General features: G+C 73.6%; 12 protein-coding genes. 5 read left to right on the forward strand and 7 right to left on the reverse strand.

Annotation, left to right across the window (positions count from 1 at the left end):
• Nucleotides 1-74: 74 nt before the first annotated feature.
• Nucleotides 75-1,037 carry a hypothetical protein gene (locus tag AB0J68_RS14020; protein WP_363938706.1) on the reverse strand — a complete coding sequence of 321 codons (963 nt, stop codon included), beginning with the start codon at nucleotides 1,035-1,037 and terminating at the stop codon, nucleotides 75-77.
• A gap of 98 nt (nucleotides 1,038-1,135) precedes the next feature.
• Between AB0J68_RS14020 and cofD the strand changes: the two genes are divergently transcribed.
• Nucleotides 1,136-2,083 (forward strand): 2-phospho-L-lactate transferase, encoded by a 948-nt coding sequence (cofD, locus tag AB0J68_RS14025; RefSeq protein ID WP_354854238.1) that lies wholly within the window; start codon nucleotides 1,136-1,138, stop codon nucleotides 2,081-2,083.
• Complete coding sequence (locus tag AB0J68_RS14030) at nucleotides 2,080-3,168, forward strand: coenzyme F420-0:L-glutamate ligase (RefSeq protein ID WP_363938709.1); 1,089 nt, start codon at nucleotides 2,080-2,082, stop codon at nucleotides 3,166-3,168. The genes cofD and AB0J68_RS14030 overlap by 4 nt, the downstream gene beginning before the upstream one ends.
• A 19-nt stretch (nucleotides 3,169-3,187) precedes the next feature.
• Here AB0J68_RS14030 and AB0J68_RS14035 read toward each other — a convergent pair whose 3' ends face one another.
• Entirely contained in the window at nucleotides 3,188-4,186 is a 999-nt protein-coding gene (locus AB0J68_RS14035) for a winged helix-turn-helix domain-containing protein (protein WP_355063017.1), read from the reverse strand.
• Nucleotides 4,187-4,477: 291 nt separating this feature from the next.
• Nucleotides 4,478-5,524 carry a hypothetical protein gene (locus AB0J68_RS14040; RefSeq protein ID WP_363938712.1) on the reverse strand — a complete coding sequence of 349 codons (1,047 nt, stop codon included), beginning with the start codon at nucleotides 5,522-5,524 and terminating at the stop codon, nucleotides 4,478-4,480.
• A 102-nt stretch (nucleotides 5,525-5,626) separates the two neighbouring features.
• Between AB0J68_RS14040 and AB0J68_RS14045 the strand changes: the two genes are divergently transcribed.
• Nucleotides 5,627-6,202, forward strand: coding sequence for an NUDIX hydrolase (locus AB0J68_RS14045; protein ID WP_355063221.1), 576 nt, complete (start codon nucleotides 5,627-5,629; stop codon nucleotides 6,200-6,202).
• Here the strand turns inward: AB0J68_RS14045 and AB0J68_RS14050 are convergent.
• Nucleotides 6,150-7,241: a sugar phosphate nucleotidyltransferase gene (locus tag AB0J68_RS14050; RefSeq protein WP_363938715.1), complete on the reverse strand. Its 1,092-nt coding sequence runs from the start codon at nucleotides 7,239-7,241 to the stop codon at nucleotides 6,150-6,152. The two genes, AB0J68_RS14045 and AB0J68_RS14050, sit on opposite strands and share 53 nt — an antisense overlap.
• Before the next feature lie 63 nt (nucleotides 7,242-7,304).
• Nucleotides 7,305-8,450: a glycosyltransferase family 1 protein gene (locus tag AB0J68_RS14055; RefSeq protein WP_354854230.1), complete on the reverse strand. Its 1,146-nt coding sequence runs from the start codon at nucleotides 8,448-8,450 to the stop codon at nucleotides 7,305-7,307.
• A 151-nt stretch (nucleotides 8,451-8,601) separates the two neighbouring features.
• On the opposite strand from AB0J68_RS14055, the gene AB0J68_RS14060 reads away from it, so the two are divergent.
• Nucleotides 8,602-9,291, forward strand: a complete 690-nt coding sequence (locus AB0J68_RS14060; RefSeq protein ID WP_363938718.1) for a TIGR03089 family protein — start codon at nucleotides 8,602-8,604, stop codon at nucleotides 9,289-9,291.
• A gap of 245 nt (nucleotides 9,292-9,536) precedes the next feature.
• On the opposite strand, the gene AB0J68_RS14065 is transcribed toward AB0J68_RS14060, so the two are convergent.
• Nucleotides 9,537-11,546 carry an acetoacetate--CoA ligase gene (locus AB0J68_RS14065; RefSeq protein ID WP_363938721.1) on the reverse strand — a complete coding sequence of 670 codons (2,010 nt, stop codon included), beginning with the start codon at nucleotides 11,544-11,546 and terminating at the stop codon, nucleotides 9,537-9,539.
• A gap of 142 nt (nucleotides 11,547-11,688) precedes the next feature.
• On the reverse strand, nucleotides 11,689-12,207 hold the full coding sequence (locus AB0J68_RS14070) for a hotdog domain-containing protein (RefSeq protein WP_328423667.1): 519 nt from the start codon (nucleotides 12,205-12,207) through the stop codon (nucleotides 11,689-11,691).
• 23 nt (nucleotides 12,208-12,230) lie between these two features.
• On the opposite strand from AB0J68_RS14070, the gene AB0J68_RS14075 reads away from it, so the two are divergent.
• Nucleotides 12,231-12,896 (forward strand): hypothetical protein, encoded by a 666-nt coding sequence (locus AB0J68_RS14075; protein WP_363938724.1) that lies wholly within the window; start codon nucleotides 12,231-12,233, stop codon nucleotides 12,894-12,896.
• Nucleotides 12,897-12,923: the final 27 nt, after the last annotated feature.

The raw sequence follows: 12,923 nt of genomic DNA on the forward strand, positions 1-12,923 counted from the left end.
GGACGCCGGGCGTTGCCTCGGTTGAAGCAGAGCAAAGGAGGACCCGAACATCACCAGCCCGGAGGGCTGGCGGCTCAGCGGGGCTGGTCGGGGTGCTCGCCCGGGTTGATGTGTTGGGTGCGGTCGGCGTCGGGGTCGGCCGGGCGCGGGATGGCCTGGGTGGGGTCGGCGGAGGCCGGCTCGGCGGACTGGCGCGGGATCGTCTGGGTCGGGTCGGCCGACGGCGGCTGCCCGAACGGCGGCGCGGGCGGCGCCGACTGCGGGGCCGGGTTGGCCGGGGGCGCGGACTGCGGGAACGGCGGGGCGGACTGCGGGTGCGGCGGCGCGGACTGCGGGGCCTGGAACGGCGGGGACGGCTGGCCGTACTGGCCGGGGAACTGCGCCGGCGGGTAACCGCCCGGCTGGCCGGCCTGCGGGTAACCGCCCGGCTGGCCGGGAGCGGGCCATCCGCCCTGCGGCTGGCCACCGGGCTGACCCGGCGCCGGCCAACCGCCCTGCTGCTGCGGCCAACCCGGCTGCGGCTGGCCGTAGACGCCCGGCTGCGGCTTCGGCTTGGGCACGTAGTAGAACGCCCGCCAGATCGTGAAGACCACCCAGGCGGCCACCGCGAAGATCACCAGCCAGGCGAACCGGGCGAGGAGGCCGAGCAACGCGTCGAGGATCTCGGCCTCGGCGAGGCGGCCCACCGTCCAGATCAGCATGGTGAGGGTGCCGAGCACCGCGCTGACCGCGTACTCACCCAGCGCCACCTGCGTGATCAGCTTCGCCTTCGGCAGCACCGGCGCGACGTGGGTGGCCAGCAGGACGGCCAGCAGCGGCAGCGCCACCGACTCCACCCCGATGAACGAGAAGAACTGATCGCCCGCTCGGTCGGTGAAACCGCGGTAGTCGTTCGGGGTGAGCAGCCGGAGCAGCCCCACGAAGAGGAACACGGCGTTGGCGCCGAGCAGGGCGAGCGCACCCAGTTCGCGCAGTGGCTTGGTCAGCTGGCGGGCCTGCGTCGCGTCGGCGGACGCGGGCTCGGCGGGGCTGGTCACGAACTCCCCCTCGGGGCATGGACGGACAGGGCGCACGTGAGCCTAGTCTCCCCGGCCACCGGCGGACCGGAGGCGTCGCGTACGCGAGGATGGTCGACATGCGCATCGTGGTTCTGGCCGGCGGCATCGGCGGCGCCCGGTTCCTGCTCGGCGTCCGGGCGTACGCCCGCGAGGTCGGCGCCGAGGTGACCGCCGTGGTCAACGTCGGCGACGACCTGTGGCTGCACGGGTTGAAGATCTGTCCCGACCTGGACAGCGTCATGTACACCCTCGGTGGCGGCGCCGACCCCGAGCGGGGCTGGGGCCGGGTCGGCGAGAGCTGGACGGTCAAGGAGGAGCTGGCCGCGTACGGGGCGGAGCCGACCTGGTTCGGCCTTGGCGACAAGGACATCGCCACCCACCTGGTGCGCAGCACCATGCTCAACGGCGGCTACCCGCTGAGCGCCGTCACCGAGGCGTTGTCGACGCGGTGGCAGCCCGGCGTACGCCTGCTGCCGGCGACCGACGACCGGCTGGAGACCCACGCGGTCGTCGACGGTGACGAGGGCCAGCGGGCGATCCACTTCCAGGAGTGGTGGGTGCGGTACCGGGCCGACATCCCCACCCACCGTTTCGTCTTCGTCGGCGCGGAGACGGCGACGCCGGCACCCGGGGTGCGGGAGGCGATCGGCGCGGCCGACCTGGTGTTGATCGCGCCGAGCAACCCGGTGGTGAGCATCGCGCCGGTGCTGGCCGTACCGGGGATGCGCGAGGCGGTGACCGACGGCCCGGCGCCGGTGGTGGGTGTCTCGCCGATCATCGGCGGCGCCCCGGTCCGGGGAATGGCCGACCGCTGTCTCGCCGTGCTCGGGGTCGAGTGCAGCGCGGCCGGGGTGGGCCGGCTCTACGGCCCTCGGGCGGCGGGTGGGCTGCTGGACGGCTGGCTGGTGGACGAGGAGGACGCCGACACGCTGGTGCCGGAGGTGACGGTCCGCGCGATGCCGCTGCGGATGACCGACGAGGCGGCGACGGCGGCGATGGTCCGCGCCGCGGTGGAGTTGACGTGAGGCTGGAGATCCTGCCGGTGCTGGGCATCGGCCATGTGACCGAGGGTGACGACCTGGCGGCGCTGATCGCCACCGCCGCGCCATGGCTGCGCGACGGCGACGTGCTGGTGGTGACCAGCAAGATCGTCTCGAAGGCGGAGGGGCGGCTGGTCGACGTCCCGGCGGACGGGCCGGAGCGGCTCGCCGCGCGCGAGGAGGTGCTGGCCGGTGAGACCGCCCGGGTGGTGGCCAGCCGGGGGCCGACCCGGATCGTGCAGACCCACCACGGCTTCGTGATGGCCTCCGCCGGGATCGACGCGTCGAACGTCGACAAGACCCGGCTGGTGCTGTTGCCGGTGGATCCGGACGCGTCGGCCCGGGAGCTGCGCGCCGCGCTCCGGGAACGGTACGACCTGGATGTCGCCGTGATCATCAGCGACACCATGGGCCGGCCCTGGCGCAACGGGCTGACCGACGTGGCGCTCGGGGTGGCCGGGATGCCGGCCATCCGCGACCATCGGGGCGAGGTGGACCCGTACGGCAACGAGCTGCAACTGACCCAGATGGCGGTGGTGGACGAGCTGGCGGGTGCCGGTGAGTTGATCAAGGGCAAGTGTGACCAGGTCCCCGTGGCCGTGGTGCGCGGCTACCTCGCGGCCACCCGCGCGGACGACTCCGACGGCGCGCGGGCGCTCATCCGTGATGCCGCGCAGGACCTGTTCTCGCTGGGCACCGCCGAGGCTCGGGCGTCCGGGCTGGCCGAGGCCGCGACCCTCGCCGAGGCGATCGGCCCCGAGCCGGCCGACCCGGCCGCGGTGCGACGGGCGCTCGACGCGGTCACCGAGGTGGTCACCCCCGGCACGGTCTTCACCCTGGTCGACGAGGCGGAGGTACGCGCCGGCCTGGTCGCCGAGGTGCCGGGCTGGCCGGCCGACGCCAGCGCGCTGGTGCTCGGCACCGCGCCGGCGCCGGTCGACCCGATGGACCTGGTCCGATTCGGCGCCGACCTGCACCGGCTGCGCGTCGCCCTGACCGCCGAGGGTGTCCGGTCGACGCTGCTGCCTCCGCCGGCCGGCAGCCCGGCCAGCGCCGCACTCGCCCTGTGACCCCACGGCCGGGCCAGACTCACGCGTCCAGGACGGCCCGGCCCAGCGGGGTCAGCGTGTGCAGCACGGTGTTGCGGTCGCGGTGACTGACGAGCAGGCCGGCGTTGCGCAGCACGGTGGCGTGCTGGCTGGCCGCCGCCGGTGAGATGTTGAGCCGGCGGGCCACCTCGCCCGTGGTGCAGCCGTCGTGGCTGGCCTCCAGCACCGCCGCCCTGGTCCGGCCGAGCAGCGCGGCCAGCGAGTCGCGGCCGGCGCTCGACGCGGCCAACGCGTCGCCGTCGGTCGCGGCGATCCCGCCCAGCCGGTCCACCGGATAGACCAGCACCGGCGGCAGCGCCGGGTCGAGCAGGGCGACCGGGGTGCCCGCGCAGAAGAACGACGGCACCAACAGCAGCCCTCGACCGTCCAGGTGCAGCTCCCGGCTGTGCGGGTAGTCGCGCACCTCCAGCACCCCGCTGTCCCAGCGCATGCGCGGGCGAAGGCTGGCCAACAGCCCTTCGACGCCGCCGTCGAGCAGGGCCCGCGCGCGGAGGGTGCGGTCCGCCGCCACCGCCGACTGGATCCGGCTCCAGTACGGGCCGATCGCGAGCGACCGGTACTGCTCCATGGACTCCGCGAGGTGGCGCAGCATCGCCCCGTCACCGCGGGCCAGCGCGGTGGCGGAGGCCGGCAGTTGGTTCTCGGCGGCCAGCAGGTTCAGATCCCGCTGGAGCAGCTGGGTCGGCGTGCTGCGAACCGCTTCCAGCCCCGCCTCGAAACCCTCGACGCTGGCGTACGGGGTGAGGAAGTCGGGGAAGTAGCCGCGCGGCGGGTTCAGGGCGAAGAGCAGTCGGAGCTGGTCGGAGGCGGCGTCCTGGCGCAGACCGCGAGTCACGGTGCGCCGCCAGGTCGACGTCAACGGATCGCGGTTGCGGCCCTGCAACACGTGCAGGCTGAGGACCAGCTCCCAGACCGGGTCGGCCGCCGGCGCCACCCGGGTCCGGAGAATGTCCTCGCCGGAAAAGTGGATCTTCAGCATGGAGCGCTCCCGTGTCGCCGGCAGAGGGATGCCGGGCGACCGTTCGACTCTACCCGGCCGGCAGTTATCTCCATCTTTAAGCCTGGGCTGAAAAACCTCGACGTCCCCGGGGCCAGTTAGGCATGCTTCCAGTGCCCGAGCACGGCACCGACACGTCATGGACGTAACCGGCGCCGGGGCACCGGGGACCGGGGAGGGACCGGTGATCGGGCGGCACCACGAGGGTCTGCGGCCCTTGCTCCGCAGAGGTGCCGTCCGGTCATCCCATCGCTGCGGAAACGCCTGCCCCGCTCAGCCGACCCAGAGCGCGACCCGATGGTCCTCGTCCGTGACGTAGAACGGCCGTCCGTCCAGCTCGGCCAGCCCCTCGACGTGGTGAAACGGCGCCAGGTCGGCCACCGGCTCCCCGACCAGTCGGCACGAGTCGCCCGTCCGCCCCGCCGGGAACCGGAACCGCACGTGCCGGGACGTGACCGCGCCCCCGCCCGGATGGTCGTCGAGCAGCACCGATCCCTTGCCCAGCGCGTCGATCGAGCCGATCACTGCCGCGTACCCGCCGTCCGGCGTCGGCGCGATCGCCCGGAAGCCGGTCAGCTCGCCCGGCGGGGTCACCCCGGTCACCGCGTACGCCCCCAGCGCCCGGGGCCACACCGGCTCCGCGGCGAACATGCCCGGCACCCCGGACACCTCCACCAGGATCGGCTCGCCGGCCCCGGTGACCGGAAAACGCAACCCGAGCAGCACCGTGCCGGCCGGGGTGAAGGCCGCCGCCTCCACGTTCAACGGTAGGTCGTCCGGGGCCAGCCGACTCACCCAACTCTTCGCCCGACTGGTCCCCCGGGTCAGCGTCTCCACGATGAACCGGTCGCGCACCCGCTTCCCCGGCGGCAGCAGGGTCAGCGGGGACGCGGCGAGGGCGTCGTTCACCGCGCGGTGCAGCCGGAACCGGTTGCGCACCACGTGCACCGGCAGCGGGCCGGCCGCCGCGTCGTCCTCGCGGAACCGGGCCACGAACGCCCGACGGGGGCGCAGCGGGCCCGCCTTCGAGCCGAAGTGGGAGCCGAAGACGTACACCCAGCCGTCGTGGTGGGCGAGCGCCTCACCGTCCTCGGTCCGGCCGTTCTCGACCCCGGCGTCCGCCGTGACGTGCCGGGCCGTCCACTCACCGTCGTCCAACTCCAGCAGCAGGGCCAGGCAGCGCTCCACCGGGCCCTCGTCCAGCACCGTCCAGAAACCCCGCCGAGCACCGTACGACTGCAGCAGCGCGGACGATCGCACCGGCAGCAGATCGCTTGCCTCGTTGCCGGCCACCACGAATTCGACGAGTCGCAGGGTCACCGCGCCAGCGTACGGAGGGCACGCTCGTACAGTGACGGGGTGCCTGACACCGCGCTCACCGGACCCGCCGTCGACCCCACCGATCCCGCGTCGTACGCGACGCTGCACGCCGACGCCGTCGCGCTGCTGCAGGGCTGGCAGCCGACCAGCCCGGCGGCGGCCGACGCGCGGGACCGGACCCTCGCGCTGCTCGCCGCCGGCCCGGTCGCGATGAGCCGGCAGCACCGCCCCGGCCATGTCACCGCGAGCGCGCTGGTGCTGGACCCGACCGGCGCACGGGTGCTGCTCTGCCTGCACGCCAAGTTCGGCCGCTGGGTGCAGCTCGGCGGGCACTGCGAACCGGTCGACCAGACCCTGGTCGGGGCCGCGCTGCGCGAGGCCACCGAGGAGTCCGGCATCGACGGCCTGCGCATCGATCCGGTGCCGATCGACATCGACGTGCACGAGGTGCTCTGCCAGGGCGGGTCGCGCCACTACGACGTCCGGTTCGCCGTGGTCGCCCCGCCCGGCGCCGTCGAGCAGGTCAGCGACGAGGCCGAGGAGCTGGGATGGTTCCCGCCCGATCGGCTGCCCGAGCCGCTGGCCGGCGGGACGGCGCAACTGGTCGAGCCGGCCCTCGCGGCCCTCAGACGTAGCCCTCTTCGCCCCGCTCCTTCAGCTCGTCGACGAGGAGCTTGACGTCCTGGGCCCGCTCACGCGGGCAGACCAGCACCGCGTCCGGAGTGTCCACCACGATCAGGTCGCGCACACCGAGGACCGCCACCAACCGGCCCGACTGCGGCACCACCACCAGATTGGCGGTGTCCCGCAGGAGCACGCCCGGCTTGGCGTCGGTGCCGAGCACCACGTTGCCCGCGTCGTCGGCGGGCAGCACATCACCCAGGGTGTGGAAGTCGCCGACGTCGTTCCAGCCGAAATCGCCCGGCACCGTGGCGACCCGACCCGCGGTGGCCGCGCCCTCCATCACCGCGTAGTCGACGGAGATCTTCGGCAGCGTCGGCCAGACCGTGCCGAGCACGTCGTCCTGCTCAGGGGTGCCCCAGGCGGCGGCGATCGCGGTGACCCCCGCGTGCAGCGCCGGCTGCTGGCGGGCCAACTCGGCGAGGAACACGTCCACCCGCCAGACGAACATGCTCGCGTTCCACAGGTGCCGGCCCGAGCGGACGTACGCCTCGGCGACCTCGGCGGCCGGCTTCTCCTTGAACTCGGCCACCTGGCGCCACGGCGTGCCCTCGGTCTCGCCGCCGGTCTCCAGGTAGCCGTAGCCGGTCTCCGGCCGGGTCGGGGTGATCCCGACCGTCATCAGCATGCCCTGCTCGGCCCCCCGGACCGCCTCCCGCACCGTGCGCACCCAGCTGTCCGGGTCGCGGATCAGGTGGTCGGCCGCGAAGCTCCCCATGACCGCGTCCGGGTCACGCTGCGCGATCACCGCCGCGGCCAGCGCGATCGCCGCGCAGGAATCCCGGGGGGACGGCTCGACCAGGATGTTCTCCTCCGGCAGCCCGGTCAGCTGCCGGGCGACCGCCGCGACGTGCGCGGCGCCGGTGACCACGAGGGTCCGATCCGGTGTGGTCAGCGGCGCGAGCCGCTCCACGGTCGCCTGGAGCAGCGAGGCGCTGGTACCGGTCAGCGGGTGGAGGAACTTGGGGTGGCCGGCGCGGGACAACGGCCACAACCTTGTGCCGCTGCCACCTGCCGGGATGACCGCATAAAGCATCCGCACATCATGCCCGACGCATCCGCCCGCAGTGGCACGGGTCACCACGAGAGGCCCGAAGGGTTACGACCGGGCGCGACTCCAGGCGGCGATGTGCACCTCGGCGCTGGACTCCCAGGTGAACTCCTTGGCCCGGTCGAAGCCCGCCTTCGCCAGCGACAACCGGCGCTGCTCGTCGTCGAGCAGGGCAGCCAGGTCGGTGGCGATCTGGCCCGGGTCCTCCGAGGTGTACGCGACGGCGTCGCCGCCCACCTCCGGCAGCGAGAGCCGGGGGGTGGTCAGCACCGGGGCGGCGCACGCCATCGCCTCCAGGATCGGCAGGCCGAACCCCTCGCCGTACGACGGGTATGCCGCGACCAGCGCGCCACCGAGGAAGCCGGGCAGGTCGGCGTAGCGCAGGTAGCCGGGGCGCAGCAGCCGCAGGTGGGACGGGACCTCGGCCACCGCCCGGTCGATGTCGTCGTCGTGCCCCTGCCCACCGGCGATCACCAGGGCCGGCGGGTCGACCCGGTCGGCCACCGCGCGGGCCCAGCCGCGGATCAGGTTGGGCACGTTCTTGCGCGGCTCCTTGGCGCCGAGGAAGGCCACGTACGTGCTGTTGCCCAGCCCCAGCCGGGCGCGCACGCGGGCCTTCTCCTCCTCGCTGGGCGCGTGGAAGGCGTCGTGGTCGACACCGTGGTAGGCCACGTCGATACGGGTCGGGTCGGCGTCGAGCAGCCGGATCAGCTCGTCCCGGGTGGCCTTGCTGGGCACGATCACCCGGTTGGCGCGGCGCATCGAGGTCTTGATGGCGCTGCGGAAGAACGTGCGGCGGGACTTGTCGTAGTGCTCCGGCTCGGTGAAGAACGTCGCGTCGTGCACGGTGACCGTGACGGGGCACCCGGCCCGCAGCGGGCAGGTGTAGAAGGGCGAGTGCAGCACGTGCGCGCCGACCTGCTGTGCGAGCAGCGGCAGGCCGGTCTGCTCCCAGGCGAGCCGGGCCGGGCGGTGCGCCACGGCGGCCGGAGCGGGGATGATCTCCGCGCCGGGCAGCATCCGGGTGTAACGCTCCAGGTCGGTGCGGAGGCTCACCACGGCCAACTCCACCCCCGACCCGCACACCTTGCCGAGGGCACCGAGCAGACCGTCGACGTATCGACCGACGCCACCACGGTCGGCGGGGACACTCGTGGCGTCGATGAGCACGCGGGGCGGGCGACCGGCGGTCACGGGGCGACTCCTTGAGGGTGGGTCTGTGGGGAACAACACTCCGGGGTAAAGCCTACGCCGGAGTACGGGGCCGACGCTGACTGCGACCCGACGGTACGCCGACTTGTCATCGTCATCGAGTACGGGCGGCGGAGGCGTATCGTTCGCGCCGATGGCCGACAACATTGCCCGGGTGTTCGCCGACGCGATCGCGACCGACCCGACCCGACCGCTGCTGACCTGGTACGACGACTCCACCGGCGACCGCACCGAACTCTCCGGCGCGACCCTGGCGAACTGGGTGTCGAAGACCGCCAACCTCCTCGTCGACGAGGTCGGCCTCGCGCCGGGCACAGCGGCCGGCGTGCTGCTCCCCCCGCACTGGCAGACCGCCGCCGTCCTGCTGGGCTGCTGGTCAGCCAAGGTGACCGTCGCCGACACCCCGGGCGCGGTGGACGTTCTCTTCGCCGCCGCCGACCGGCTCGACGAAGCACAGTCCTGGCCCGCCGACGAGCGGTACGCCCTGGGCCTCGCCCCGCTCGCCGTCCCGCTGCGGCAGGTGCCGCCCGGCTTCGCCGACTACGTGGTCGAGATACGCGGGCACGGCGACCACTTCACCCCGCAGTCCGGTCCCGGCCCCGCCGACGCGCACCTGCTGGCCCGCGCCGAGGCCCGCGCCGACGAGCTGGGCATCGAGCGTGGGGCACGTGTCCTGGTCGACGCCAGCCGCTACCCGGATCCGGTCGACTGGCTCCTGGCCCCGCTGACCCGGGCCGCCACAGTCGTCCTGTGCGCCAACCCGGCCCCGGCCAACCTCCCCACCCGCCTGACCACGGAGAAGGTCACGCACGCTCTCCCGTGACCCACCCGCCGGCGCCCCGGTGGCGCGGCAGCGCGGCACCACGGGGATCCCCGGGTGGGCGCCCGGCACGGCCAAGGGCCGGTGGGTACGCGTCCGTCCTTTGCTCTGCTTCAACCGGCGCAACAGAAAGCGGCCCGGACTGTTGCGTCCGCGTAAGCAGAGCAAAGGACGCGTATGCCGGGGCACACCCCAGTCACCACCATGCGCTCCGACGGGGCGGAGACGAGTCGCCACGCGGCCAACTGTCAGGCGGGCGTCCTGTTCGCAGGGCGGCGTTGGGCCAGGGCGGCGAACGCGGTAAGCGACTCCGGGTTCACCAGCGCGCCCTTGGCCGCGGCCTGGTCGACCGGGGTGCCGGTGAGGATCTTCTTGACCGGCACCTCCAGCTTCTTCGCCGAGAGGGTGCGGGGCACGGCGCGTACCTGGTGGATCTCGTCGGGCACGTGCCGGGGTGAGAGGGCGGTCCGCAGCTCGCGGCAGATCTTCTTCCGCAGCGCGTCGTCCAGCGTCAGCCCGTCGGCCAGCACCACGAAGAGCAGCAGTTCACCGGCGCCGCCCTCGTCGTCCTCCAGGTGCACCACCACCGAGTCGACGACCTCGTCGAGGCCCTCGACCACCGAGTAGAACTCGGCGGTGCCGAGCCGCACCCCGCCCCGGTTGAGGGTGGCGTCGGAGCGCCCGGTGATCACGCAGCCGCCCCGGGAGTTGATGGTGATCCAGTCACCGTGCCGCCACACGCCCGGGTAGACGGAGAAGTACGCCTCGGCGTAGCGGGTGCCGTCCGGGTCGTTCCAGAAGCCCACCGGCATGCTCGGCATCGGCTCGGTGATCACCAGCTCGCCCAGCTCGCCGATCACCGGGGTGCCGTCGGCCGAGCGGGCCTCCACCTTGGCGCCCAGCGCGCGGCAGGCGATCTCACCGGCGTACACCGGCAGCAGCGGCACCCCGCCGACGAAGCCCGTGCACACGTCGGTGCCGCCCGACAGCGACTGGAGCTGCACCTGGTCGCCGACGGTGTCGTACACCCAATGAAAGCCCTCGGCGGGCAGCGGCGCACCGGTGGAACCGACACCGCGCAGCGCGGACAGGTCGGCGACCTCGCGGGGCACCAGGCCGGCCTTGCGGCAGGCCAGCAGGAACGGCGCCGAGGTGCCGAAGTACGTGGTGTTGGTCTCGGCCGCCAGCCGCCACAGCGCGCCGAGGTCGGGCTCGGCCGGCTGGCCGGGCTCCGCCCGGACCCCCGGGTTGCCGTCGAACAGCACGATGGCCGCGCCCACCGCCGGCCCGGAGACCAGGAAGTTCCACATCATCCAGCCGGTGGTGGTGAACCAGAAGAAGCGGTCGGCCGGGCCGAGGTCGTGGTGCAGGGCGAGCATCTTCAGGTGTTCCAGCAGGATGCCGCCGTGGCCGTGCACGATCGGCTTCGGCAGGCCGGTGGTGCCCGAGGAGTAGAGCACGTACAGCGGGTGGTCGAACGGCACCGGCGTGAACGTCGACGGCTCGTCGGTGGGCGCGGCCAGCTCCGCCCAGCTCAGCGCGCCCTCGGGCGCGGAGCCCGTCGGGTCGAGGTAGCCGATGCTCACGGTGTGGCGCAGCGACGGCAGGGCCGCCCGGATCGCGGCGACCTCGGCGCGGCGGTCCACCGGCTTGTCGCCGTAGCGGTAGCCGTCCACGGCGACCAGCACGGTCGGCTCGATCTGCTGCCACCGGTCGGTGACGCTGCGCGTGCCGAACTCCGGCGCGCAGGACGAGAAGATGGCCCCCAGGCTGGCGGTGGCCAGCAGCAGGACGTACGTCTCGGGAATGTTGGGGGCGTACGCCGCCACCCGGTCCCCGGCGGTGACGCCGAGGCGGCGCAGACCGGCAGACACCCGGCGGACCTGCTCGCGCAGCTCCCCGGCGGTGAGGGTGACCGGCCCCCGGGTCTGGCCGTGCGCGATGACCACGGGGTCGTCGTCGGCGCGGCCCGGCATCCGCAGCACGTTCTCGGCGTAGTTGAGGGTGGCGCCCGGGAACCAGCGGGCCCCGGGCATCCCCCGCTCGGCCAGGGTGGCGGTCGGCGGGGTGTGCGCGATCACCTCGAAGTGGTCCCAGATCGAGCGCCAGAACGCGTCCAGGTCGGTGACCGACCACCGCCACAGCGCGTCGTAGTCGGCGAAGTCCAGCCCGCGGTGCTCCCGCAGCCAGCGCAGGTAGTCGCCGATCCGGGACCGCTCCAGCACGTCCGCCTGCGGCGTCCACAGCACGTCACCCACTGCTCCACCCTCCCCTGGCCCCGCACGACACTGTGAATGGGCCGTGGCGCCATCTTGCCCTACCTCGAAGCGCCATTCTGCGCACCGGGTACGCCGATCGACGCGTGCCCGGCCCACACTCCAGCCCACCCACCCATGTGGTTCAGCCCGCCCGGTGCGCCTGGATGGCCCGGCGGCGGGCCAGGCGGTGTGCACGCCGGATCTCGGCCTCCCGGTACCGGCGCTCGTCCTCCGGCGTCTCCGGCAGCACCGGACGGACCATGCGCGGCGCACCGCCGACGTCCACCCCGACGAAGACCAGGTACGCCGTGGCCACCCGCACCGGCGCGTCCTCGGCCGAGTCCCACCGCTCGGCGACCACCCGCACGCCCACCTCCATCGACGTCTGCCCGGTCCAGTTCACCTGGGCGTGCGCGTGCACCAGGTCACCGACCCGCACGGCCTCGGAGAAGACGATCTCGTCGATCGCCGCGGTGACCGCCGTCCCGCCGCTGTGCCGGGCGGCGGCGGCGCCCGCCACGTCGTCGACGAACTTCATCAGGACCCCGCCGTGGACGGTTCCGTAGAGGTTCACGTCCACCGCAGTCATGATCTTGCTGAGGGTGACGCGCGAGTACGACGTCGGCTTGCCGGTCGGAGCGGCGGAGAGGTGCTCGGTCATGCCGGAAACGGTACGGTGCGCGGATGCGACATCTCTGGAGCTTCCTCGCCGGGTTGGTGGTGGCACCCATCACGTGGGCGCTTGTCACACTCGGGCAGGACGGGTCGAGCCGGACGGTCGACCGCTGGGTGGAGATCGGCACCTTCAACACCGCCAACCTGATCGAGCCGGCCGTGTACCTCGGTGTCGGCGGTGTCCTGCTCGGGCTGCTCGGCACACTGCGCTTCTCACCGGCGGGCCCGCTGGTGGCCGGGCTGCTGCTGGTCACCCCGTACGTCGGGATGTTCGTGGCGCCGTTCGAGGTGCGCGACGCGATCCCGCAGGGGTGGAAGGTGTTCGGTGACCCGCTGCCGCTGGCGCTGCCGGTGCAGAACGGCACGCTCTTCCTGCTCGGCCTGCTGCTGCTCATGGCGACGTTCAGCGGTCAACGCTGGCGGCAGTGGCCGCAGGCCGCCACCGCGCCGGCCCTGACGCCGGCGCCGGCGGACGGCCCGCGCGGCGACGACTTCACCCTCACCGACTGGCCGTCGCCCGAGCCCGCGGAGCGCGACACCGCCCCGCTGACCCTGGGTTACCCGGCCGATCCGACGCCGACCGAGCCGCTGCCCCGCCGGGTGGGCGGCGAATCGCCGTGGTCCGCCCCGCCGCGCGGCCAGTCGCGCCCCGAGGACACCACCGAGATCCGTTGATCGTCGGGCGGGCCGGGCCAGGCCCGC

The organism is Micromonospora sp. NPDC049580, assembly GCF_040675595.1.
Classification (GTDB): Bacteria; Actinomycetota; Actinomycetes; order Mycobacteriales; family Micromonosporaceae; genus Micromonospora.

Bases quoted from the DNA above. Each gene is read 5' to 3' on its own strand.
- cofD (WP_354854238.1), top strand. From the start codon at position 1,136: ATGCGCATCGTGGTTCTGGCCGGCGGCATCGGCGGCGCCCGGTTCCTG.
- AB0J68_RS14035 (WP_355063017.1), bottom strand. From the start codon at position 4,186: ATGCTGAAGATCCACTTTTCCGGCGAGGACATTCTCCGGACCCGGGTG.
- AB0J68_RS14050 (WP_363938715.1), bottom strand. From the start codon at position 7,241: ATGCTTTATGCGGTCATCCCGGCAGGTGGCAGCGGCACAAGGTTGTGG.
- AB0J68_RS14060 (WP_363938718.1), top strand. From the start codon at position 8,602: ATGGCCGACAACATTGCCCGGGTGTTCGCCGACGCGATCGCGACCGAC.
- AB0J68_RS14070 (WP_328423667.1), bottom strand. From the start codon at position 12,207: ATGACCGAGCACCTCTCCGCCGCTCCGACCGGCAAGCCGACGTCGTAC.
- AB0J68_RS14075 (WP_363938724.1), top strand. From the start codon at position 12,231: ATGCGACATCTCTGGAGCTTCCTCGCCGGGTTGGTGGTGGCACCCATC.